The organism is Pseudomonas sp. 313, from assembly GCF_000316965.1.
Classification (GTDB): domain Bacteria; phylum Pseudomonadota; class Gammaproteobacteria; order Pseudomonadales; family Pseudomonadaceae; genus Chryseomonas; species Chryseomonas benzopyrenica.
The window spans coordinates 68,842-91,922 of record NZ_ANBZ01000047.1; the positions used below are offsets into that span (position 1 = coordinate 68,842).

25 protein-coding genes and 1 pseudogene are annotated in these 23,081 nt (G+C 64.7%); 14 read left to right on the plus strand and 12 right to left on the minus strand.

The genetic code is table 11. From position 1 onward, the window contains the following. The 3 genes from C722_RS0110795 to C722_RS0110805 form a co-directional block, all read right to left on the minus strand. Positions 1–870: a metal ABC transporter permease gene (locus C722_RS0110795; RefSeq protein ID WP_017640503.1), complete on the minus strand. Its 870-nt coding sequence runs from the start codon at positions 868–870 to the stop codon at positions 1–3. Continuing rightward, positions 867–1,601: a zinc ABC transporter ATP-binding protein AztA gene (gene aztA, locus C722_RS0110800; protein WP_017640504.1), complete on the minus strand. Its 735-nt coding sequence runs from the start codon at positions 1,599–1,601 to the stop codon at positions 867–869. The genes C722_RS0110795 and aztA overlap by 4 nt, the downstream gene beginning before the upstream one ends. A gap of 285 nt (positions 1,602–1,886) precedes the next feature. Further along, positions 1,887–2,984, minus strand: a complete 1,098-nt coding sequence (locus tag C722_RS0110805; protein ID WP_017640505.1) for a DNA topoisomerase IB — start codon at positions 2,982–2,984, stop codon at positions 1,887–1,889. Positions 2,985–3,065: 81 nt separating this feature from the next. Between C722_RS0110805 and C722_RS0110810 the strand changes: the two genes are divergently transcribed. The 8 genes and pseudogenes from C722_RS0110810 (at position 3,066) to C722_RS0110840 (ending at position 8,930) form a co-directional block, all read left to right on the plus strand. Then, positions 3,066–3,323 (plus strand): DUF3253 domain-containing protein, encoded by a 258-nt coding sequence (locus C722_RS0110810; RefSeq protein ID WP_017640506.1) that lies wholly within the window; start codon positions 3,066–3,068, stop codon positions 3,321–3,323. Between the two features lie 76 nt (positions 3,324–3,399). Then, a complete protein-coding gene (locus C722_RS0110815) occupies positions 3,400–3,708 on the plus strand; it encodes a PepSY domain-containing protein (RefSeq protein ID WP_017640507.1) in 309 nt (102 codons plus the stop codon). A 20-nt stretch (positions 3,709–3,728) separates the two neighbouring features. Then, the gene (locus C722_RS0110820; protein WP_085984307.1) at positions 3,729–4,004 is read left to right on the plus strand and encodes a PepSY domain-containing protein; all 276 of its coding nucleotides are present in this window, start codon (positions 3,729–3,731) and stop codon (positions 4,002–4,004) included. Beyond that, a complete protein-coding gene (locus C722_RS0110825; RefSeq protein WP_017640509.1) occupies positions 4,005–4,670 on the plus strand; it encodes a response regulator transcription factor in 666 nt (221 codons plus the stop codon). Then, positions 4,667–6,013 (plus strand): sensor histidine kinase, encoded by a 1,347-nt coding sequence (locus C722_RS0110830; RefSeq protein ID WP_017640510.1) that lies wholly within the window; start codon positions 4,667–4,669, stop codon positions 6,011–6,013. Before C722_RS0110825 ends, C722_RS0110830 begins: the two co-directional genes overlap by 4 nt. A gap of 151 nt (positions 6,014–6,164) precedes the next feature. Beyond that, a pseudogene (locus C722_RS27025) lies at positions 6,165–6,899 on the plus strand (cache domain-containing protein); the annotation flags it as partial. Positions 6,900–7,001: 102 nt separating this feature from the next. Next, positions 7,002–7,757, plus strand: a complete 756-nt coding sequence (locus C722_RS27030) for a methyl-accepting chemotaxis protein (RefSeq protein ID WP_371099782.1) — start codon at positions 7,002–7,004, stop codon at positions 7,755–7,757. Positions 7,758–7,880: 123 nt separating this feature from the next. Beyond that, complete coding sequence (locus tag C722_RS0110840) at positions 7,881–8,930, plus strand: AI-2E family transporter (RefSeq protein WP_017640512.1); 1,050 nt, start codon at positions 7,881–7,883, stop codon at positions 8,928–8,930. Between the two features lie 46 nt (positions 8,931–8,976). Here C722_RS0110840 and C722_RS0110845 read toward each other — a convergent pair whose 3' ends face one another. Further along, on the minus strand, positions 8,977–9,846 hold the full coding sequence (locus C722_RS0110845) for a MurR/RpiR family transcriptional regulator (RefSeq protein WP_017640513.1): 870 nt from the start codon (positions 9,844–9,846) through the stop codon (positions 8,977–8,979). A 164-nt stretch (positions 9,847–10,010) separates the two neighbouring features. On the opposite strand from C722_RS0110845, the gene zwf reads away from it, so the two are divergent. The 4 genes from zwf to rluB all read left to right on the plus strand — a co-directional run bounded on the left by zwf (position 10,011) and on the right by rluB (position 14,182). Further along, positions 10,011–11,480 (plus strand): glucose-6-phosphate dehydrogenase, encoded by a 1,470-nt coding sequence (gene zwf, locus C722_RS0110850; RefSeq protein WP_026083779.1) that lies wholly within the window; start codon positions 10,011–10,013, stop codon positions 11,478–11,480. Continuing rightward, complete coding sequence (pgl, locus tag C722_RS0110855; protein ID WP_017640515.1) at positions 11,467–12,177, plus strand: 6-phosphogluconolactonase; 711 nt, start codon at positions 11,467–11,469, stop codon at positions 12,175–12,177. The genes zwf and pgl overlap by 14 nt, the downstream gene beginning before the upstream one ends. A gap of 20 nt (positions 12,178–12,197) precedes the next feature. Then, entirely contained in the window at positions 12,198–12,836 is a 639-nt protein-coding gene (locus tag C722_RS0110860; protein WP_044342103.1) for a bifunctional 4-hydroxy-2-oxoglutarate aldolase/2-dehydro-3-deoxy-phosphogluconate aldolase, read from the plus strand. A gap of 293 nt (positions 12,837–13,129) precedes the next feature. Beyond that, positions 13,130–14,182 (plus strand): 23S rRNA pseudouridine(2605) synthase RluB, encoded by a 1,053-nt coding sequence (rluB, locus tag C722_RS0110865; RefSeq protein WP_017640517.1) that lies wholly within the window; start codon positions 13,130–13,132, stop codon positions 14,180–14,182. Between the two features lie 30 nt (positions 14,183–14,212). Here the strand turns inward: rluB and C722_RS0110870 are convergent, their stop codons facing one another. The 5 genes from C722_RS0110870 to C722_RS0110890 all read right to left on the minus strand — a co-directional run bounded on the left by C722_RS0110870 (position 14,213) and on the right by C722_RS0110890 (position 18,733). Further along, positions 14,213–15,136, minus strand: coding sequence for a GGDEF domain-containing protein (locus tag C722_RS0110870; RefSeq protein ID WP_017640518.1), 924 nt, complete (start codon positions 15,134–15,136; stop codon positions 14,213–14,215). Positions 15,137–15,307: 171 nt separating this feature from the next. Next, entirely contained in the window at positions 15,308–16,309 is a 1,002-nt protein-coding gene (locus tag C722_RS0110875) for an NADP-dependent oxidoreductase (protein WP_017640519.1), read from the minus strand. 55 nt (positions 16,310–16,364) lie between these two features. Continuing rightward, positions 16,365–17,552: a benzoate/H(+) symporter BenE family transporter gene (locus C722_RS0110880; protein ID WP_017640520.1), complete on the minus strand. Its 1,188-nt coding sequence runs from the start codon at positions 17,550–17,552 to the stop codon at positions 16,365–16,367. Positions 17,553–17,560: 8 nt separating this feature from the next. Next, a complete protein-coding gene (locus C722_RS0110885; RefSeq protein WP_017640521.1) occupies positions 17,561–18,166 on the minus strand; it encodes a LysE family translocator in 606 nt (201 codons plus the stop codon). 87 nt (positions 18,167–18,253) lie between these two features. Then, a complete protein-coding gene (locus C722_RS0110890; protein WP_017640522.1) occupies positions 18,254–18,733 on the minus strand; it encodes a MarR family winged helix-turn-helix transcriptional regulator in 480 nt (159 codons plus the stop codon). A gap of 80 nt (positions 18,734–18,813) precedes the next feature. On the opposite strand from C722_RS0110890, the gene C722_RS0110895 reads away from it, so the two are divergent. Further along, entirely contained in the window at positions 18,814–19,983 is a 1,170-nt protein-coding gene (locus C722_RS0110895) for a PLP-dependent aminotransferase family protein (protein ID WP_017640523.1), read from the plus strand. A gap of 1 nt (position 19,984) precedes the next feature. Continuing rightward, positions 19,985–20,584 carry a glutathione S-transferase family protein gene (locus C722_RS0110900; RefSeq protein WP_017640524.1) on the plus strand — a complete coding sequence of 200 codons (600 nt, stop codon included), beginning with the start codon at positions 19,985–19,987 and terminating at the stop codon, positions 20,582–20,584. A 46-nt stretch (positions 20,585–20,630) separates the two neighbouring features. Here C722_RS0110900 and C722_RS0110905 read toward each other — a convergent pair whose 3' ends face one another. From C722_RS0110905 to C722_RS0110920, 3 genes are all read right to left on the minus strand, one after another. After that, positions 20,631–21,053, minus strand: a complete 423-nt coding sequence (locus C722_RS0110905) for a hypothetical protein (protein ID WP_017640525.1) — start codon at positions 21,051–21,053, stop codon at positions 20,631–20,633. Positions 21,054–21,391: 338 nt separating this feature from the next. Next, on the minus strand, positions 21,392–22,291 hold the full coding sequence (locus C722_RS0110915) for a manganese catalase family protein (RefSeq protein ID WP_017640527.1): 900 nt from the start codon (positions 22,289–22,291) through the stop codon (positions 21,392–21,394). Positions 22,292–22,330: 39 nt separating this feature from the next. Beyond that, positions 22,331–22,843, minus strand: a complete 513-nt coding sequence (locus C722_RS0110920; RefSeq protein WP_017640528.1) for a ferritin-like domain-containing protein — start codon at positions 22,841–22,843, stop codon at positions 22,331–22,333. Between the last annotated feature and the right edge of the window lie 238 nt (positions 22,844–23,081).

Consider the following 23,081-nt stretch of genomic DNA (forward strand, 5'->3'; position numbering starts at 1 on the left):
TCAATGGGTGAGATGAGGGCGGGGACGCAGCCGTCGATAGAGCCCCAGACGGCCGAACAGCAGGGATAGGAGGTAGCAGCCACCGGCGGTGAGCACGATGGCGGGGCCGGAGGCGCAGCCGAGGTGGTAGGACAGCACCAGGCCGACCAGCCCGCTGAGACTGGCGATCAGACTGGCCACCGCCATCAGGCCGGGCAGGCTGTTGGCCCAGAAGCGCGCGGCGGTGGCCGGCAGCATCATCAGGCCCACTGCCATCAGGGTGCCCAGGGCCTGGAAGCCGGCGACCAAGTTGAGCACCACCAGCAGCAGGAACAGCAGGTGATAGAGCGAGCCACGGCCACCCACGGCGCGCAGGAAGCCCGGGTCGAAGCATTCCAGGGCCAGTGGCCGGTAGATCACCGCCAGCACCACCAGCGACAGGGTGGCGATGCCGGCGACCAGGTAGAGCGCCGTGGCGTCGATGGCCAGGATGGTGCCGAACAGCACGTGCAGCAAATCCACACTGGAGCCGTGCAGCGATACGATCAGCACCCCGGCAGCCAGGGAAATCAGGTAGAAGCTGGCGAAACTAGCGTCTTCGCGTTGGCTGGTGAAGCGGCTGACCAGACCTGCGAGTCCGGCCACCAGCAGTCCGGCGAGCATGCCGCCGATGCCCATGGCTGGCAGCGACAGCCCGGCGACCATGAAGCCCAGCGCCGCACCCGGCAGCACGGCGTGACTCATGGCATCGCCCACCAGGCTCATGCGCCTGAGCATCAGCAGAACGCCCACCGGACCGGCGCCCAGCGCCAGGGCCAGGCAGGCCACCAGGGCGCGGCGCATGAAGCCGAATTCGACGAAGGGTTCGAAGAGGAGCTGATAGAGGGTCATGCGCGTTCACAGACCCCCGCATGGGCGTCCCAGTGTTCGGCGAGATTGCGAGCGCGGGCCAGATTCTCGGTGATCAGCACCTGGTCGGTATGGCCCCAGGCGATGGCTTCCCGGGCCAGCAGCAGGGTCTCGGGAAAGTGCTGACGGACCTGCTCCAGGTCGTGCAGCACGGCGATCACGGTACGGCCCTGGCCATGCCAGCGCCTGACGATGGTCAGCAGATCCGCGGTGGTGCGGGCATCGATGGCAGTGAAGGGCTCGTCCAGCAGCAGCACGGGCGCGTCCTGCAGCAGCAAGCGCGCGAACAGCACCCGCTGGAACTGGCCAGAAGACAGGGCGCCGACCAGGCGATCCTCCAGGCCTTCGAGGCCTACGGCCTGCAACGCCTCTGTTGCTTCCTTCCGCTGTGCAGCGGTGACGCCGCGCCAGAGGCCCAAACCACGCCAAGCGCCCAGCACCACGGTTTCCAGCACGCTGAGTGGAAAGCTGCGATCGATCTCCGCGGCCTGGGGTAGATAGCCCAGACGGCGTTGCGGCACTGCCCGGTTGACCCGGCCGCTGATCGGTCGCAGGGTGCCGGCGATGGCCTTGAGCAGGGTGGACTTGCCCGCCCCATTGGGACCGACGATGGCGGTCAGACTGCCAGTGCGGAAGCATCCGCTGAGATGACGAATGGCTGGATGCCGCTGATAGGCCAGCGTCAGGTCCTGGAGTTCGATGGCGGCGCTCATGGCAGGGCGACCGCCCAGCTTACGGCCAGCCACAGAGCGACCAGAGGAATGCAGGCGAGCGACAGACGAGCGGGTACGGAGAGCAGCAGCAGAGAAGGGCGCGGGGATGCCATGATCGAGCCTTGGATAACGATGCAAAAGTTATAACATAACAAGCATTGCTTCGTCATCAGGCCGCCAGGGCCACTTCTGCAGCGAGACACCTGGGCGTCAGGACCGTTGGAGCGACCCTACCAACGATGGCGCACCGCGATAACCAGAGGCGGAGCGAACCGCCTCTTTCCGTCAAGCCGCCTGGGTTTCTGCCATCCGCTGTTCCAGCCGCTGCAGAAAGTTGAGCAGCAGGACCTCCTCCTCCTTCAACCCCTTGCGCTTGCGCGGTTTGGGCAGGGTGCAGAGGTCACCGGCTAAAAAGGCATCCAGCACGCCTGGATGGATATAGCACTTGCGGCATACCGCCGGGGTATTGCCCAGAGTGCGGGACACCGCCTTGACCATGTCCACTAGTTCCTTCTTGGCGTCGGTCTGGGTTTCACAACGCAACTCGCGCAGGGCTTCCAGGGCGAGGGCGCTGCCGGCCCAGGTGCGATAGTCCTTGGCGGTGAAATCCGCACCGGTCAGCTCGTGCAGGTAGGCGTTGACGTCGGATGAGGTCACGGTATGGCGTTCGGCATCGCCATCCACGTACTGGAAGAGGTGCTGGCCAGGCAACTCCAGACACTTCTTCACGGTGCGTGCCAGCCGCGGATCGCTGACCTTGATGTCATGCTCCACACCGCTCTTGCCACGGAAGTGGAAGGCGATGGTATTACCGTGCACCTCGGCATGCCGGTTGCGCAGGGTAGTGAGCCCATAGGACTTGTTGCTCTTGGCGTACTGGGCATTGCCCACCCGGATCAGGGTGGCATCGAGCAGACTGATGACCGTGGCCATGACCTTCTCACGGCACAGGCCGCGCCGAGCGAGATCCTCTTCCACCCGTTGCCGCAGCTTGGGCAAGGCCTGCCCGAAGGCCAGCATCCGCTCATACTTGTCGGTATCGCGGATCTCGCGCCAGCGCGGATGGTAGCGATATTGCTTGCGCCCGCGGGCATCGCGTCCGGTGGCCTGCAAATGGCCATTGGCGTCCGAGCAGATCCAGACATCGGTATAGGCCGGCGGAATGGCCAGCTTGTTGATGCGTTCGATTTCCGCCTGATCGCGGATGCGTTCGCCCTCGGGCGTGAAGTAGGCCCACTTGCCACGCAGCTTGCGGCGGCTCAGGCCGGCCTGATTGTCATCGACGTAGTTGAGATCGGGCGGCAGGGGGGTACAGAGGGCGGTTCCGGTATCGTCACGCTCATCGGCGGGGATGGGCAAGTCGGTCTGGGCGAGGCGTTGCATTACTTTCGAGCGAGAGGTCATGACTGCACCGACGTTTTCCTGGTCGAAACGGTGGACTCCAGGAAAAGGGACCAGGTTCTCATGACCGCACCCAAGCCGACCGACGTACAGCTGCGCGACGCCTTGCTGGCCAAGGCCCAGGCGGGTCGTCCGGGCACGACCTTTTGCCCCTCGGAAGTGGCACGAAGTCTGGCCGCGGACTGGCGACCGCTGATGGAGCCCTTACGCGACACGGCACGGGAACTGGCTCGCGAAGGTCGACTGCGGGTGACGCAAAAGGGCGAATCCCTGGACTCGGAAATGCCCTGGCGCGGTCCGATCCGATTAAGCTTGGCTTAAGCGGCGTTTAAGTTTCGATTAATGGCGGATCGCTACTCTGGACCCAGATCGAACAGCAACCAGAGAGAGAATCCTCATGAAAAAGCTCACCGCCCTCGCGACCGCCGCCCTCCTGCTCACCGGTGTAGGCGTCGCCCAGGCCCGCGACCTCGGCCCCGACGAAGCCCTCAAGCTGCGTGACAGCGGCAAGATCAAGAGCTTCGAGGTGCTCAACCAGGCCGCCATCGCCAAGCACCCGGGGTCGACCACCCACGAGACCGAACTGGAAGAAGAATATGGCCGCTACATCTACCAACTGGAACTGCGTGACCCCAAAGGTGTGAAATGGGATCTGGAACTCGACGCCACCACTGGCGAAGTCCTGAAAAATCAGCGCGACGACTGACCGTCGTCCTTGCCGGGCTGATCCTGCTCGGCGGCGTCTCTCCCCTGATCCAGGCCCGCGACCTGGATCAGGACGAGGCCCTCAGGCTGCGCAAGGAGGGGGTGATCCGGCCCCTGGAGACCCTGCTGCAGCGGGTCAACGAACGCTACCCCCAGGCCCGGCTGCTGGAAGCCGAGTTGGAAGAAGAAGACGGCCAGTATCGCTACGAGATCGAGATCCTCGTTGGCGATGTGGTCCGTGAACTGGAAATCGGCGCGATGGATGGCGCCATCCTGAAGGACGAGGTGGACGACTAGATGCGCCTGCTGCTGGTGGAAGACGATGTAGCCCTGGCCGACGAGATCGCGGCGTTCCTCTCGCGCCAGGGTTACGCCGTCGACTGGTTGGCCGATGGCCGCGACGCCGCCTGGCAGGGTGCTCAGGAGCCCTATGACCTTATCGTTCTCGACCTGGGCCTGCCAGGTCGGCCAGGCCTCGAGGTGCTCGGAGAGTGGCGCGCCGCCGCGCTGGCGACGCCAGTGCTGATCCTGACGGCGCGCGACAGTTGGGCCGAACGCATCGATGGCCTCAAGGCGGGCGCCGATGACTACCTCACCAAGCCGTTTCACCCCGAAGAGCTGGGCCTGCGGATCGCCGCGCTGCTGCGGCGAGTGCGTGGCGTCGCCAATCAGCCACTGCTGCAAGCCGGGGGATTGGCGCTGGACGAGGCGCGCCAGTGCGTGGTCCGTGGCGGTGAGACCATCGCCCTCAGCGCGGCGGAATTTCGCCTGCTTCGCTGTTTTCTGCTGCATCCCGGCCAGATCCTGTCCAAGACGCGACTCAACGATCACCTGTATGACGGCGAGAGCGAGCGGGATTCCAATGTCATCGAGGTGCACGTCAATCACCTGAGGCGCAAGCTGGGGCGGGACGTCATCGAGACCCGTCGCGGTCAGGGCTATCGCCTGGGCGGTGTCGATTGAGATCCATCCAGACCCGCCTCAGGGTCGGGCTGGTGGCCATCCTGCTGGTGGCCGGTCTGGTGCTGGTACTCGGCGGCGCCTGGCTGGTGGATCATGCCCTGCGCCGCTATCTGGAAACCGGGTTACGCGGCGAGACGGAAAATCTGCTCGCTGCCCTGGTACGCGGCCCCCATGGCCTGCAGTTGGATGAGGGACGCCTGGGCAGCCTCTACACCCGGCCGCTGTCGGGCCGCTATTTCCTGATCGAGATCCCGGCGCTGGATATCCACTGGCGCTCGCGCTCGCTATGGGATGCGCAACTGGAAGCGCCGCCCGGCAATGGCTTGAGCGATACCCTGGCGGACGGTCCCAGTGGCCAGCGCCTGCTCACCTACCGCGCTGATTACCAGCGCTATGGCAAGACGGTGCAGGTCACGGTCGCCGACGACTACAACCCCTTGCTGGCCAACCTGAAGCGTATCCTCGCCTTCGGCGCCCTGTTGGGCCTGGCGACCCTGCTGGTGGTCCTGCTGCTGCAGCGGCTGATCGTGCGTCGGGCGTTGCGCCCACTGGAGCAGGTGCGCGAGCAGATCGCCCAGCTGCATCAGGGCCGCCGCTCGACGCTGGACGCCAGCGTGCCCACCGAACTCGCGCCGCTGGTGGCGGAAATGAATGCGCTGTTGCGCCATACCGAAGAAGGCCTCAAGCGTGCACGGCATGGCATCGGCAATCTGGGTCATGCGCTCAAGACGCCCTTGGCGGTCCTCACCAGCCTGGCCGAGCGGCCGGAATTGCAGGGGTTGCCGGAGCAGTGCGACAGCTTGCGCGAACAGTTGGCGCGCATTCGCGAACGGCTAGAGCGAGAGCTACGTCGTGCCCGACTGGCCGGCGAGGCCTTGCCGGGCGCTCATCTGGACGTCGCCGAGCTGCGCGAGCTCTGCGTGCTGCTCAATCGGCTGCATGGCGAGCACCTGAGTTTCGACTGCCAACTGCCCACAGGGCTTCGGCTGCCCTGGGACCGTGAAGACCTGCTGGAGCTGTTCGGCAATCTGCTGGACAACGCCGGCAAGTGGGCGGATCGGCAGGTCCGGCTGGAGGTGGCGCAGGATGAGGAGGGCTATCTGATCCGGGTTGAAGACGATGGACCCGGTGTGCCGGAAGCGGAGCGCGAGGCCATTCTGGACCGGGGCTCCCGTCTGGACGAGGCGGTGGCGGGGCATGGGTTGGGCCTGGGGATTGCTCGGGACATCGTCGACAGCTGCGGCGGAACCCTGGCGCTGGAGGTCGCGGCGCTGGGCGGTCTCGCCGTGGTGATCCGTCTGCCATTGCCTGGTGCCGGCACCAGGCATTCGTCCGGGAGATGACTCTGCGGTCAAGTTTGTGGGCAAGGGGTCGATAACGCCCTGAGCTCTTGCGACCAAGGAGAACCCCGTGAGCCTGAAACTGAAAGTCACCCTGCTGGCAGTGCTGCCCGTTTGCCTCTTCACTGTCGTCCTGGGCGGCCTGTCCTATTGGGTGTTCCAGGCGCAGGCAACCAAGGATGTCGCCGATGCCCGCGAGCGGCTCATGGTGCAGAGTCGCAGCGCCTTGCAGAATACCGTCGAAACGGCCATGACCGTGGTCAAGCCGTTGTACGACAAGGCCGCTGACGGTGATACCGAGGCGCGTAAGGAGGCCATCCGCCTGCTGTCGGCCATCAGCTATGGCAAGGACGGCTATATCTTCGGCTACGACTCGAACGTCGTCCGGTTGTTCAAGGGCAACGACCCGGCCGGCATCGGCAAGAGCTTCAAGGACAACCGTGACCCGGCTGGCGTCTACCTCAACCAGGAACTGGTTCGGGTCGGCAAGGATGGCTCGCATTTCAGTCGCTACAGCTCTTCGCTGCCCGGCAACAAGGACGTGCTGGTGCCCAAACTTGCCTACACCGACTACCTGCCCAAATGGGATCTGGTGATCGGCTCGGCGGTGAATCTGGATGGCGTGGAGGCCGAGGTCGCTGCCGTGGCCCAGCAGGTCGCCAAGCGCACCCAGGACCAGCTCTGGCTGATCTTCGGCGTGGCCGGCGTGCTGCTGGTGGTGATCGGCATCGTCGCGCAGCTGTTTGCCGCTCGCACCCTCAGGCCTCTGGCGCAGATCCGGGAGAATCTCGACGACATCGCGGCCGGGGAGGGCGATCTGACCCGCCGCCTGCCGGTCAACGGGCGCGACGAGATCGGTGAACTCGCCGCCGCCTTCAATCGCTTCGTCGATCGCATCCAGGGCACCATCGCCCAGGTCGTCGACATCACTCACCAGTTCACCGGTCTGCTCGACGACGTCGCCCAGCAGGCCCAGCGCACCGATCGCGACATGCAGCGCCAGCGCAGCGAAACCGACCAGGTGGCCACCGCCATCAACCAGATGTCCGCGGCGGCCCAGGAAGTGGCGAGCAGTGCCCTGCAGGCCTCCGAAGCCACCCGTCAGACCGAGGAGAAAGGTCGGCTGGCCCGCGAGACGGTTGCCACCAGCGTGGCGCGCATTCACGAACTGGTCGAGGAGGTCCGCCAGAGCAGCGTGTCCCTGGATGGCCTCAAGCAGGACGTGGGCGCCATCGTCGGCGTGCTCGACGTGATTCGCGCCATTGCCGAGCAGACCAATCTGCTGGCCCTCAATGCCGCCATCGAAGCGGCCCGGGCGGGCGAGGCCGGTCGCGGTTTCGCCGTGGTCGCCGACGAGGTACGAGCCCTGGCCAGCCGGACGCAGCAGAGCACCCAGGAAATCCAGGCCATGATCGATCGCCTGCAACAGGCCACCGGCCGCGCGGTCGGGGCCATGGAACGCTCGGGCGGCATGGGCGAGGCCACTACGGCTCAGGCCGAGCAGGCCGGTACCGCCCTGGCCGCGATCAGCGAGCTGATCGCCACCATCAACGCCATGAACAGCCAGATCGCCAGTGCCGCCGAGGAGCAGACGGCGGTGGCCGAAGAGGTCAATCGCAGCGTCCACACCATCGCCAGTGCGGTCGACAGCATGGCCCAGGGTGCCCAGCAAGGCGCGCGCAACACCGCCGGTATGGTCGGCCTGGGCGAGCGCCTGGACGGCCTGGTCCGTCAGTTTCGCGTATGATCCCAGGCGCGCCGGCCACGCCGGCGCGCCTCTTCGGGTCGAGTTGGGGGTGCTCATGGGAACCCCACGGCTTCCGAGGCTCTAAGCAAGGCCTGTCATCCTTGTGTGGAATCGCGAAAGCCAATGAAAAGTGCTCGGCTGGAAAACAAGACGTTCCTGATCCTGCTGGTGGTGGTCTCCCTGGCCTTCGTCTGGATCCTCACCCCCTTCCTGGGCGCGGTGTTCTGGGGCGCCATCCTCGCCATCCTGTTCGCCCCGCTGCAGCGCTGGTTCGTCCGGCGCTTCAACAACAGACGCAACCTCGGGGCGCTCTGCACCCTGTTCGTGATCCTGCTCATCGTCATCCTGCCAGTGGTGTTCATCGCCATTTCCCTGGTGCAGGAAGGCTCGCTGCTGTACCAGCAGGTCAGCAGCGGTCAGCTCAACTTCGGCCAGTACTATCAGCAGATCTGGGGTGCCTTGCCGGGTTCGGTACGTGGCGTGCTGGAGCGCTTCGGTGCCGGTGACCTGGATGGTATTCGCCAGAAGCTCTCCGAAGGTGCCATGCAGGGCAGCCAGTTCGTCGCGACCCAGGCCTTCAGCTTTGGTCAGGGCACCTTCCAGTTCCTGATCGGCTTCGGCGTGATGCTCTATCTGCTGTTCTTCCTGCTGCGCGACGGTTCGCAGCTGGTGGCGCTGATCCGCAAGGCCATTCCGCTGAGCGACATGCACAAGCGCAGCCTGATGGCCAAGTTCACCGCCGTGGTGCGCGCCACGGTCAAGGGCAACATCATCGTTGCCGTGGTGCAGGGCGCCCTGGGCGGCTTCATCCTCGGCGTGCTGGGCGTCCAGGGCGCGGTACTCTGGGGCACCCTGATGGCCTTCCTGTCGCTGCTGCCCGCGGTCGGCTCAGCGCTGATCTGGGTGCCGGTGGCCATCTACTTCCTAGCCACCGGTTCAGTGATCAAAGGGGTCATCCTGATCGTCTTCGCCGTGGTGGTGATCGGTCTGGTAGACAACCTGCTGCGCCCCATCCTGGTCGGCAAGGACACCAAGATGCCCGACTACGTGGTGTTGATCTCCACCATCGGCGGCATGTCGCTGTTCGGCCTGAACGGCTTCGTCATCGGCCCGCTGATCGCCGCCCTGTTCATGTCCACCTGGGATCTGTTCAGCCACCGCGACGATATCTGACGGCCAGCGTGCTCCGGGAAACTGGAGCACGCGAGTGAGCTGTTCGCTAGCCCTGGTCGGGCTCGGAGGGATAGCGGGTCGCGACCAGGCTTTCCTTGACCTTGCGCAGGTGCGGCTGGAAATCCACGCCGCGCTTGAGCGTGACGCCGGTGGCCAGGATGTCCAGCACAGTGAGCTGGATGATCCGCGAGGTCATGGGCATGTAGATGTCGGTGTCTTCCGGCAACGGGATGTCCAGACTGTGGGTGCAGACCTTGGCCAGGGGGGTATTGCTGGCGGTGAGGCCGAGCACCGAGGCGCCGTTGTCCCGCGCCAGCTTGGCCACGTCCACCAGTTCACGGGTGCGGCCGGTATAGGAGATGATCACGAACAGATCGCCAGTCCTGGCGATGGACGCGAGCATCCGCTGCATCAGTACATCCGAATGCGCCGACACCGCCATGTTGAAGCGGAAGAACTTGTGCTGGGCGTCCAGGGCCACCGGTGCCGAGGCGCCCAGGCCGAAGAAGTGGATCTGCCGCGCCTGGATCATCAGATCCACCGCGCGATCGACGGTGCGGGCGTCCAGCCGCTGGCGGGCGCTGTCCAGCGAGGCGATGGTGCTGCTGAAGATCTTTTCCGCGTAGGCCTCGGATTCGTCGTTGGCTTCCACTGCCTGACTGACATAGACCGCGCCGCTGGCGATGCTCTGCGCCAGCTGGATCTTCATTTCCGGATAGCCGCTCACGCCCAGGGAGCGGCAGAAGCGGTTGACAGTGGGTTCGCTGACCTGCGCCGCCTGGGCCAGGGCCGCGATGGTATAGCGCGTGGCCTGCCGGGGATTCTGCAGGATGACCTCGGCGACCTTGCGCTCCGCGCGGTTGAGTTCGCCGATGCGGGTCTGGATGGTTTGCAGCAGGGTGCTGGCACGATCCATGAGAACTCCTAGTGGTTGTTGTGCCTCTATCCTAAGGCTATAAAAGGTTTTGGGCGGGGTTACCCCTGCGCCGTATTTTTTAATATAAAGACTACGCGAATCGCCCCGGCTCCCCTATCATGGTGCTGGAATATCTCAAACTTTAAGTAAAAGAACGAATATTTATGGCTGGCGTCCGAGTTCTACCCTGTACCCTGGCAATCTTCGGCGCGTTGGGCGACCTGGCCCTGCGCAAACTTTTCCCTGCCCTTTATCAGCTGGATCGTGAAGGTTTGCTGCACGAGGATACCCGCATCATGGCGCTGGCGCGTGACCAGGGCGATGGGGTCAAGCAGCTGGAGCACATCGAGGAGCGCCTGCGCCACTATGTGCCCAAGGCCGATTGGGACGAAACGGTATGGACGCGGATGCGTGGTCGCCTCGGCTATCGCGCCATCGATTTCCGCAATCGCGAAGACTATACGGGACTTGCCGAGGATGTGGGTGAGACCTCGCCGCTGATCGCCTATTTCGCGACCCCGGCGCTGGTCTACAGTGCCATCTGCGAGAACCTCGCCGCCGTCGGTCTGTGCGAGCGCACCCGGGTGGTGATGGAAAAGCCCATCGGCTACGACCTGGAATCCTCCAAGGTGGTCAACGACGCCGTGGCGCGCTTCTTCCCCGAGGATCGCGTCTATCGCATCGATCACTACCTGGGCAAGGAAACCGTCCAGAACCTCATCGCCCTGCGTTTCGCCAACAGCCTGTTCGAGACCCAGTGGAACCAGAACTACATCTCCCATGTGGAGATCACCGTGGCCGAGAAGGTCGGCATCGAAGGCCGCTGGGGCTATTTCGACCAGGCTGGCCAGTTGCGCGACATGGTGCAGAATCACCTGCTGCAACTGCTTTGCCTGACCGCGATGGATCCGCCGGCGGATCTGTCGGCCGACAGCATCCGTGACGAGAAGGTCAAGGTGCTCAAGGCGCTGGAACCGATTACCGCCGACCAGCTGGCCAGCCGCGTGGTCCTCGGCCAGTACACCTCGGGCTACAGCGACGGCAAGCCGGTGCCGGGCTATCTGGAAGAGCCCAACTCCAACACCGAAAGCCGCACCGAGACCTTTGTCGCCATCCGCGCCGACATTCGCAACTGGCGCTGGTCGGGCGTGCCTTTCTATCTGCGTACCGGCAAGCGCATGCCGCAGAAGCTGTCGCAGATCGTCATCCACTTCAAAGAGCCACCGCACTATATCTTCGCTCCCGAGCAGCGCAGCCTGATCAGCAACCGCCTGATCATCCGCATCCAGCCGGACGAGGGTATTTCGCTGCAGGTGATGAGCAAGGACCAGGGTCTGCGCAAGGGCATGCAACTGCGCAGCGGTCCGCTGCAACTCAATTTTTCCGAGACCTTCAAGCATCTGCGCACCCCGGATGCCTATGAGCGGCTGCTGCTGGAAGTCATGCAGGGCAACCAGTCGCTGTTCGTCCGCAAGGACGAGATCGAAGCGGCCTGGAAATGGTGCGATCAGCTGATGGATGGCTGGTCGAAGATGGGCGACTCGCCCAAGTCCTATGCCGCCGGCAGCTGGGGTCCGCTGACCTCCATCGCACTGATCGCACGAGACGGGAGATCCTGGTATGGCGACGTCTGATCTGGGGCAGGGCGTGACCCTGCGCGAATTGCCCGACCGCGAGGCCCATGCCACGGCGTTGGCCGAGACGGTCACCACCGCGCTGCGCGAGGCTCTGGCGGCCCGTGGCGAGGCCTTGCTGATCGTTTCCGGTGGGCGCAGTCCGGTGCCCTTCCTAGAACGCCTGGCTCAGGCGGACCTGGAGTGGTCCAAGGTGCTGGTCACCCTGGCCGACGAGCGCTGGGTACCCATCGATGACCCGGACAGCAACGCCGGCCTCTTGCGCAAGCACCTCTTTCAGGGACCTGCCGCCGCGGCCGGATTCGTCGATCTCTATACCCCGGCGGCCACTGCGCAGGAGGGCATGGCCCTGACCGAAGCCCGGCTCCGCGACGCCTTGGGTACGCCTGATGTGCTGGTCCTGGGGATGGGTGACGACGCCCATACCGCCTCGCTGTTCCCCGGCAGTCCCGGTCTGGAAGAGGCCCTGGATCCGGCCAGCGAACGCCTGAGCTTCCCAGGCGTGGCACCGTCCGCGCCCCAGACCCGCATCACCCTGAGCCGCGCCTATCTGAGCCGGGCGCGGCAACAGATCCTCGCCGTCCAGGGCGCGGGCAAGCGACAGGTACTGGAAACCGCTCTGGCCGAGGGCGACGAGCTGGCCACTCCGATCAAGGCGTTCCTGCGCGAACCCCTGGTCGTCTATTGGTGCCCCTGACGAGGAGTTGAGTTTTGGACATGCAGAACAAGATCGCGACCCTAGATGCCCTGTGCGCCCGCGCGCGCATTCTGCCGGTGATCGTGATCAACGATCCGGCCGACGTGCTGCCCTTTGCCGACGCCATGGCCGCTGGTGGTCTTACGGCGCTGGAGATCACCCTGAGATCCGCCCACGGGCTGGATGCCGTACGGCTACTGCGCCAGGAGCGTCCTGAGCTGGACGTGGGGGTGGGCACCGTGCTGGACGTGCGGATGTTCGACGCCGCGGTCGAGGCTGGCGCCCAGTTCATCGTCACCCCGGGCACCACCGAGGAAATTCTCCAGGCCGGGGTAGCGGCACCCATTCCGCTCTTGCCGGGCATCGCCACGCCCTCCGAGATCATGCAGGCCTATCGCCTGGGCTATCGCCGCTTCAAGCTGTTCCCCGCCAACGTCTATGGCGGCGTGGATGCGCTTAAAGCCTTCGCTGGTCCCTTCGCCGAGCTCAAGTTCTGCCCGACCGGTGGCGTCAATCCGGGCAATGTGAAGAACTACTTCCAGCAGCCCAATCTGTTGTGCGTCGGCGGTAGCTGGATGCTGCCGGGTGACGTGGTCAAAGCCAAGGACTGGACGCGCGTCGAACAACTCTGCCGCGAGGCCCTGGCGACGCTGGATTGATACTGCGGCCATCCGTCACCCGCTGGGCTAGTGCGGTGTCTCTGAAGTTCGCGCAAGAATTGGCGAGTGATTTTTTGGCTGTGGCCAGGCGCCGGTACGAGTCATAGCAGGGCTATAGCGAGGAGTGGCAACGCCGCTACAGCCGAAAAAGCGCCGCCAAAATTGTGCAGTCAATTTCAGAGACACCACACTCGCTAGGCTGGCGCGAGCAGGGGCGCTATCATGCGCCCCTGTCTTTTTGCTGGCGCCCGTTCCGCGGCGCCTTTGTCGTCCACTACACCGGGAGGTGCCTGATGACCCTCGACAAGAATCCCCAAAACGAATCCCTCGAAGAAACCGTCCCTGCGCCAGCTGGCGAAAAGCTGCAGAAGGTGCTGTCGCGCCTGGGCGTCGGCTCGCGTCGCGATGTCGAAGCCTGGATCGGCGAAGGCCGCATCAAGGTCAACGGCGTGGTCGCCCCCCTGGGGCTGCGAGTCATGCCCAAGGACGCCATCGCAGTGGACGGACGTCTGCTCAAGCGCGACCAGGCCGAGGAAGTGGTACGCCGGGTACTGATCTATAACAAGCCCGAGGGCGAGATCTGCACCCGTGATGATCCCGAAGGCCGACCCACCGTCTTCGACCGCCTGCCCAAGCCCAAGCAGGGTCGCTGGATCAATGTCGGTCGCTTGGACATCAATACCACCGGTCTGCTGCTGTTCACTACCGATGGCGAACTGGCCAATCGGCTGATGCACCCGTCCTACCAGATGGACCGCGAATATGCGGTACGGGTACGTGGCGAGGTGACCGAAGAGATGCTGCTGCGCCTGAAGAACGGGGTGATCCTCGAAGACGGTCCGGCACGCTTCACCGACGTCCAGCAGGCGCCGGAAGGCGATGGCTTCAACCACTGGTTCCATTGCGTGGTGATGGAAGGCCGCAACCGTGAAGTCCGCCGGCTGTGGGAGTCCCAGGGCCTGGTGGTTAGCCGTCTGAAGCGCGTTCGTTTCGGTCCGGTGTTCATGACCAGCGATCTGCCGGTCGGCCGCTGGCGCGAGATGACCCAGGGGGAGATCGACATCCTCGCGGGCGAAGTTGGCCTGCCGCCGGTGGCGCTGCCGGCCATGGGCGGCAAGACCAAGGAAAAGCTCGAACGTCAGCAGCGCAAGACCGCGCGGCCGATCGATGCCGGTCGGGGTTCGCGCAACAAGGCGGGCAAGGCCAGCAAGCCCCAGGGGTCGGCCGTGGCCGAGCGGCCGAGCGAAATGGGCCGCAAGCCGGTCAGCAAGGGCCGTACCTCGCCTGGTATCGCGCCGCGTCGCGGTCCGAGCGGTGGCGGTACCGGCAAGGGTGGTCGCCGCTAAGCAGAGCGGTCGCCTGGCCCCAGGCGACCCTCAGGCCAGGCCGCAGGATCGATTGCGGCCTTCGGCCTTGGCCTGATAGAGGGCTCGATCCGCGCGCAGCAGCAGGCAGCGCGGGGACTCGACGTCACGTAGCGTCGCCAGCCCGAGGCTCAGGGTGACCGGCAGTGGAATGGCGCCGGCGGTCTCCGATTGAGCTTCGACAGCCGCTCTCAGGCGCTCCGCCACGATATGGGCTGCCTCATGACCGGTGGCCGACAGCAACACGCAGAATTCCTCGCCGCCAAAGCGAAAGATCATGTCCATGCTTCTCAGGCAGTTGCTGAGGGTGCGGGCGGTCTGCCGCAGCACGTCGTCCCCGACGCTGTGGCCGAAGCGGTCGTTGATGCGTTTGAAGTGGTCCAGATCCAGCATCAGCAGCGACAGGGGCTGCTGGGTACGGCGCGCCAGCTCCAGTTCCCGCACCAGGGCGCGGTCCAGGGCGTTGCGATTGCCGACCCCGGTGAGGGCATCGCGCAGCGCATTGTTCTGCGCCTCGCGATAGAGCAGGGCGTTGCGCAGGGGAAATAGCAGGGTGCCGAGGAGGTGTTCCAGCGCACTGAGCTCGCTGTCCTGGAAGCGCTCCTGACGGTAGAAGGTCAGCTCGCCCAGGCGGATACCGCCCTGGCTCAGGTGGTAGTGCACCTGGTGACCCTGCTCTTCGCCCAGTCTGATGACCACGTCTTCTGCGGCGTTGCGATAGGCGAGCCCAGGCACGTCCACGAGGGTATCCACCTCCTGCCGAAAGAGCTGCAGGACCCGTTCGAGATCCAACGATGACTGCAGGACGCTGAGCAGCCGCTGACGTAGCGTACTCAGCACCAGGGGATCGCTTTCGCGAACGGGGGCCACCTGGCTGGCGTTACGCTGCTGGCGAGCGCGATCGAGATTGATGGTGTTGGATGAGGGCGGGACCATGCCTGTTCTCCTTGGCGGATAGTCCCTCTGAAGCGAGAAGCGTGCCAGTCTTATAGTTTTATAAAAATCAATGACTTAGGAAGATGATGGCGATTAGCCGTCTATAAGTTGGCGCCTGAGGGCCAAGCGGACCGCATAGGCGGCCCGCTCGCGACGATTTTCCGACGCGGTTCAGACCTTGAGCACCAGCTTGCCGAAGTTCTCGCCGGAGAACAGCTTCATCAAGGTCGTGGGGAAGGTGTCCAGGCCTTCCACCACATGCTCGCGGGACTTGAGCTGGCCGTCGGCCAGCCAGATCGCCAGCTGCTGTTGCGCCTCGGCATAGCGGGCGGCGTGGTCGAGGACGATGAAGCCTTCCATGCGGGCGCGATTGCTCAATAGCGCCAGATAGTTCTGCGGGCCCTGGATCTTGTCGCTGTTGTACTGGCTGATGGCACCGCACAGGACTACCCGGGCGCGGAAATTGATCTGCGCCAGGACCGCATCCAGGGTCGGGCCGCCGACGTTGTCGAAATAGACGTCGATGCCGTTGGGGCACTCACGGCGCAGGGCGGCCGCCAGGTCTGGCTCGGCCTTGTAGTCGATGGCGGCGTCGAAGCCGAGCTCCTCGATCAGATAGCGGCATTTCTCCGCGCCACCGGCGATGCCCACCACATGGCAGGCCTTGAGCTTGCCGATCTGGCCGACCATGCTGCCCACCGCGCCGGCGGCGCCGGAGACCACGATGGTCTGGCCGGCCTTGGGCTCGCCGACCTCCAGCAGGCCGAAGTAGGCGGTGAGGCCGGTCATGCCGAGTACCGAGAGATACTGGGGCAGGCTGGCCTTGCTGGGATCCACTGGGTAGAAGCCCTGGGGTTCGCCCAGGTAGTAGTCCTGGATGCCGAGCATGCCGTTGACGGTATCGCCCACCTTGAAGTCCGGGTGGTTGGAGGCCACCACCTCACCCACGCCCAGGGCGCGGATGACCTCGCCGATACCGATGGGCTTGATATAGGACTTGCCCTCGTTCATCCAGCCACGCATGGCCGGGTCGAGGGACAGGAACAGATTCTTGATCAGCACCTGGCCGGCGCCGGGTTCGCTGACCGGCTGCTCGACGCGCTCGAAGGTATCGGCGGTCGGTTCGCCGGAGGGGCGTTTGGCGAGCAGGAACTGGCGATTGGTACGGGACATGGTGTTCTCCTGACGGGAAGGATGCAGTTCCGACCGGTCAGGAGGGTTTCAGGTTCTACCGGCGGCGTGCGGTGAGTAGCAAACTGGCCAATAGACCGGCCACCAGACCCCAGAAGGCAGAGCCTACGCCGGCCAGCGTCAGCCCCGAGGCGGTGACCAGGAAGGTGATCAGCGCCGGTTCGCGTTGGCTGGGTTCGGCCAGGGCGCCGTGCAAGCCGTTCATGATGGAGCCCAGTAGGGCCAGGGCGGCCACCGAGATCACCAGTTCGCTTGGCAGCGAGGTGAACAGCGCGGCCAGGGTGGCGCCGAACAAACCGGCGATGCCATAGAAAAATCCGCACCAGACCGCCGCCGTATAACGTTTGCTGGCGTCTTCATGGGCCTGGGGACCGGTGCAGATCGCCGCGCTGATGGCCGCCAGGTTGATGCCATGGGAGCCGAAGGGGGCCAGTAGCAAGGAGGCGAGGCCGGTGGTGGCGATCAGCGGCGAGGCTGGAACCGCGTAGCCATCGGTACGCAGCACGGCGATGCCGGGCATGTTCTGTGACGCCATGGCCACTACGAACAGCGGGAGGGCGATGCCGATGGTGGCGGCCAGGGAAAAGGTCGGGGTGGTCCATACCGGCACCGCCAGTTCCAGCCGCAGGGCGTGGAAGTCCAGCAAGCCCAGTCCGGCGGCCAGCAGCAGGCCGACCACCAGGGCCACCAGCACGCAATAGCGCGGCCACAGCCGCTTGGCTACCAGATAGCCCAGGGCCATGCCCAGCACCAGCCCGGTCTGGTGCTGGGCTGCCGCGCAGATCTCGATGCCGATGCGAAACAGGATGCCGGCCAGCAGGGCGGCGGCGAGGGCCGGGGGTACCCGACGCAGTAGACGGTCGACGCTGCCGGTGAGGCCGCACAGGGCAAGCAGCACCGCGCAGAGGACGAAGGCGCCGATGGCATCGCTGTAGGGCACCGAGGGCAGGCTGGTGACCAGCAGGGCGGCGCCCGGGGTCGACCAGGCGATGACGATGGGGGTGCGGTACTTCAACGACAGGCCGATGGTGGTCAGGGCCATGCCGATGGACAGCGCCCAGATCCAGGAGGAAATCTGGCCCGTGCTGAGCCCCGCGTTCTGGCCGGCCTGGAACATCAGCACCAGGGAGCTGGTGTAGCCCACCAGCATGGCGACGAAACCGGCGACCACGGCGGCGGGGGAGCTATCGGCCAGCGGGGTAAGGCGTTGTGGAGCCGCGTGCATCAAAAACCTCAGTGATGGCCGAACAGGATGGGGTAGAGGGACAGCACCAGCAGCAGCGCCATGCTCCAGTTGAACAGCCGCAGGCGCGCCGGACTGCTGAGCAGGCGGCGCAGGCCTATGCCGAACAGCGTCCAGAGGCTGACGCTGGGCAGGTTGATCAAGGCGAAGAGCAGGGCGACCAGCAGCAGATTGGCGGTGAAGTTCTCGGCCGGAATATAGGCGGTGATCGCGCCAATCGCCATTACCCAGGCCTTGGGATTGACCCACTGGAAGGCCGCAGCCTGGAAGAAGCCGAAGGGCTTGCCGCTGCCTGACTCCCGCGGCGTGGGGGCCGCGGCGGTGGCCAGTTTCCAGGCCAGATACAGCAGGTAGGCGCCACCGATCACTCGCAAGGCGATCTGCAGCGGTGGATAGAGCACGAACAGCTGACCCAGTCCGAGACCGGTGCAGATGACCAGCAGCATATGCCCCAGGCTGATGCCGAACATGTGCGGCAGGGTACGGCGGAAACCGAAATTGACCCCCGACGCCAGCAGCATCATGTTGTTGGGACCGGGCGTGGCGGAAGAGACGAAGGCGAAGAGCATGAAGGCGGAGAGCAGTTCGACGGTCATGAGGGCATCCCTGAGCTTTGCGTCAGCTTAGCCAGGCACCTGGGGCCGGTATCCATACACCAGGGCCGCGAACGAGCAGTACAGTTTTCAGGAGTCGACCGAGGGTTCCGAACTGTCCTGGCTACCAGCGGTGTCCTGGCGATCAGCCAGGGCCTGGTTGAAGGCCAGCCAGCCCTCGGCCGCGGTCGGCCCGGCCGTGGCCAGCGCCGCCTGCACCAGGCGCATCTGCTCGCGTCTCAGGGTCTGCTCCAACGCAGCGCCGCCTCGGGTCAGCGACAGCCGCCGCTTGCGCTTGTCCGTGGCATCCGTCTCCATGGCCACCAGTTGCATCTCCAGCAACTGCCGCAGCGGAATGTTCAGCGCCTGCTTGCTGACCCCGAGCACCTCCAGCAGGGCCTTGTTGCTGAGCCCCGGCTCGCGGGCGATGAAGAACAGGATGCGCTGATGGACCCGGCTCAGGCCACGGCGCGCCAGCATGTCGTCGGCCTTGGCGGTGAAGGCCTGGTAACTAAAGAAGAAGGTCTCCATGACCAGGCGCTGCTGAGCGGTCTGATTTAGGTCAAGCATATTGACTTGTCTTTCCGGTGTGGATTAGGGTCGGTCAAGTAGTTTGACTCATTAGCCGGCCACGGGCCACAGGAGGGCAGATGGCATTTTCCGAACGGGTAAGCCGACTCAAGAGCAGCCTGATCCGCGACATCCTGGCGGCGGCGCAGCGGCCGGAGGTGATGTCCTTCGCTGGCGGTCTGCCGGCCGAGCGCTGTCTGCCGGCGGTGGACTGGAGCCAGCTGCCGGCCGGCTTGGGCCAGTACGGCATGAGCGAGGGCGAGCCGGCGCTGCGCGAGGCCATCGCCGCCCAGGCGCGCGACTATGGCCTGGACTGTACGGCGGACCAGGTGCTGGTCACCACCGGTTCGCAGCAGGCGCTGGACCTGATCGCCAAGCTGTATCTCGATGTCGGCACGCCGGTGCTGGTGGAGGGCCCCACCTATCTGGCCGCGCTGCAGAGCTTCCAGTTCTTTGGCGCCGATTGCCTGGAGGTCAGCCTGACCCCGGAGGGGCTGGATCTGGACGCCTTGCGCCTGCGGCTGCAAGAGCGGCGCCCGGCCTTCGCCTACCTGATCCCGACCTTCCAGAATCCCTCCGGCGTGCGCTACTCCACGGCCAACCGTGCGGCCGTGGCAGCGCTGCTGGACGAATTCGGCGTGACCCTGGTCGAGGACGAGCCCTATCGCGAACTCAGCTATGACGGCGCCCCGGCACGACCGCTGTGCGCCCAGTTGCAGCGTAGCGCCTGGATCCATACCGGCAGCCTGTCCAAGACCCTGTTGCCCGGCCTGCGCGTGGGCTACCTCATCGCCTCGCCGGAGCTGCTCAAGCCGTTGCGAGCGCTCAAGCAGGCCGCCGATCTGCATACCTGCCGCATGAGCCAGTGGCAGGTGCTGCAATGGCTCGGCAGCGAGCGCTACGCAAGGCACTTGCAGGAGGTGCGGGCCTTCTACCGCGAGCGTCGCGATGGCTTCGCCGAGGCGCTGACCCGGCACTTCAGCGAGCTGGCCGATTGGCAGATTCCCCAGGGCGGGCTGTTTTTCTGGTTGCAGCTGAAAACGCCCCTGGATACCCGTACCCTGCTGGACGCGGCCCTGGCGCAGGACGTCGCCTTCATGCCGGGCGAGCCGTTCTTCGCCGAGCCGGATCGCCACCCTGGCCTGCTGCGGCTCAACTTCAGCCATGTGCTGCCCGAGCGCCTGGATACCGGTCTGGCGCGCCTGGCCGACGTGATTCGCGACGCCACCCCTACCTACAAGGAGCTGTGAGATGTATCAGGTCTATGGCGATCGCCGTTCCGGCAACTGCTACAAGGTGGTGCTGACGCTGCACCTGCTCGGCGTGGAGTATCGCTGGCACGAGGTGGATATCCTCGCCGGCGAGACCCGGAGCGACGCCTTCCTGGCGAAGAATCCCAACGGCAAGATTCCGGTGCTGGAGCTGGAAGACGGCACCTGCCTGTGGGAGTCCAACGCCATTCTCAACTTCCTCGCCGACGGCACAGGCTTCCTGCCCAGCGAACCGCGGTTGCGCACCCAGGTGCTGCAATGGCAATTCTTCGAGCAATACAGTCACGAGCCCTATGTGGCGGTGGCGCGCTTCATCCAGCTCTATCAGGGGCTGCCTGCGGAGCGCCGTGAGGAGTACGAGGTCTGCCAGGTCCGTGGCTACAAGGCGTTGCGGGTGATGGAGCAGCAGCTGCAACGCACGCCTTTCCTGGTGGGGGAGCAGTATTCGATCGCCGATATAGCGCTCTATGCCTATACCCACGTCGCCCACGAAGGGGGCTTTCGCCTGGACGACTATCCGGCGATCCAGGCGTGGCTGGCACGGGTCGCGGCGCAGCCGGGCCATGTCGCCATCGGCTGAAACGCAAGGAGGGGAGCCAGCCTCCCCAGTGGGCGCCGGGGCGTGATCAGCGAGCGCTGACCACGAATTGCCAGTACTGGTTGAGTCGGCGCTCACCCCCGTTGGCGGTCAGCAGGACCGAGGACGGCGGCTTGGACTGCAGCTCCGGTAGCGATTTCATCAGCGTGCGCCAGTTGCTGTAGTAGGTCTGCAGGCAGCGCCGGGCGGTGCCGTTGTTCTGCAGGGAGGTCAGAGCCTTTTGATAGGCCGGTTCGATCTGCGACAGCGCCTGGGCGACGCAGCTGTCGGTATCGGAGAAACGGGCCGTGTCGCCGATGCGGGTACCGGCGATCACCGCCTTGTTCGCGCAACTCTTGAAGGCGATCATGCTGGCCTGCTCGAATTGCAGGGCATCCTGATCCATGGCGAAGGCGGGTGCGCTGCAGACGGCGGCTGCAACGAGGGCTAAAGCATAGGCGTGGCGTTTCATGGTGGCGTCCCTGGCTACGTCGGTAAGACGTGATGGCATCAATGCACAGCGGCAGACTGCATCGCTGAACAAATGTTCAGCGCAAAAGGCGGCAAAGCGCCATCAGGCGAATTCCACCAGACCGACGGTAGTGAGACCTATGAACAAGGTGGTCAGGACGACCATGGCGAACGCCAGGAGATAATCTTCCATCAGGGCTTTCCCTACTACGATGACGGCAGTAGGACCGATGGCAAATGGCCAGGTTCTTGCGGAAGGCGAATCGGCGCAGACTGGCCGACGGAAGGTCATTGGTGGGGTGAAGGCGGCGACACCCCAGGGGTGTCGCCGCATCGGCATCACTCGTTGAGACGGTTCTTGTCGAGCTGCTTGGCCAGGCCGGCACCCAGGTCGGCACCGGTCACCGGGGCTGCGCTGGGGTCCGACATCGTGCGGGTTGCCAGTTGCTCCACCGCCTTGGCCTGCATGGGTGGCAGCTTGACGCTGGCCAGGCCGTCGCCACCATCCACGGCAGGAGCGGGCTGCTCCACGAACTCCCAGTCTTGACCCTGATTCCAGGGACCGCGCATGTCGCCTTCACCCTGCGACATGTTGTAGTAGACGCTGGCGAATTCCGGTCGTGGCGGCATCTTGCCCTGGGGAAAGTTTGGCTGAATGGAGTGTAGGGCGTTCTCGAAGGATTTCTGGTGGGCGATCTCGCGGGTCATCAGAAAGCTCAGCGTATCCTTGATACCCGCATCGTCGGTGACGTTGATCAGGCGCTCGTAGACGATCTTGGCCCGGGCTTCGGCGGCGATGTTGGATCGCAGATCGATGGTCGGTTCGCCGACGGTGTCGATATAGGCCGCAGTCCAGGGCACCCCGCCCGAGTTGATTAGTTGCGGGCCGCCACCGTAGAGGATCTGGGTGAGGTGGGAGTCGTTGCCGGCACCCGTGAGGGAGCGGTACATGTCCGCTTCTTCCTGGGTCTTTTCCGCCAGATCGCCCTTGGCGCCCTTGTTCAGCATGGCGATCATCGAGCCGATGATTTCCAGGTGGCTGAGTTCTTCGGTGGCGATGTCGAACAGCATGTCCTTGCGGCCCGGGTCGAGCTCGGCTATCGCCTGGGTGAAGTAGCGCATGGCGGCGGCGAGTTCGCCTTGGGGGCCGCCGAATTGTTCCAGCATCAGGTTGGCGAGGCCGGGATTGGGTTCGGACACGCGCACGGTATATTGCAGTCGCTTATTATGGACGAACATGTAACCTCCAGGGGCTAGTCACGGGTAACACGGGGTAGTTCAGCGCTTCGCGGTCAGATCGGGATCGGCGGAGCGTTCCAGGAAGGCTCTGGTGGTGACGGGCAGGTCTTCCAGCAACCAGGCCGCCATGGCCTTCTCCTGTTCGAGGATGCGTTCGCAGGCTTGCTGCGTTTCGGTATCACCGATCTCGGCAGCGGCGGCGATCAGCGTGGTGTAGGTGGCGATTTCGATGTTCTCGAAGACATAGCCGGCGATGGCGCCCTTGATGACCTCGTCGCTCATGGGCGCACCACCAATGGCCTGGCCCAGCGCCATCAACTTGCCGCCCATGTCCTTGAGCGTCGAGGCGCTGCTGCCGAGGCGGCTCAGGCAGCCTTCGAGGACCTGGCGTTGCTCCTGGGTTTCCTTGATGTGCTGCTCGATGCGCTGGCGCAGTTGCGGATAGTGCTCCAGCCGCGCGGCCTGGGCGGAAAGCATTTTCTCGGCCTGTTCTTCCATGGCATGGGCGTCACGCAGCCAGTCGATCAGGTTGTCTTGCTTGGAAGCCGTCATGGAAAACTCCTGCTCGTAGAGAGAGGCGACAACGGGCCGGAAGGCCCCGCCAGATTGCGTTCTGTCTGCTTATTAGTGGGGGGCGGCTAGCAAGAGATTCGCGGGACGGCGGTCTTTCTGATCGATGGAAAAGGGCCAGGGATTTTGTTCTACAAGCCCAGCGGCAAAGGGTCGTCTGGCAGGGCTGGTTGTTGGACAACAACCCTCCGGCTGTACAACTCTTGTCCCAGTCAATCTT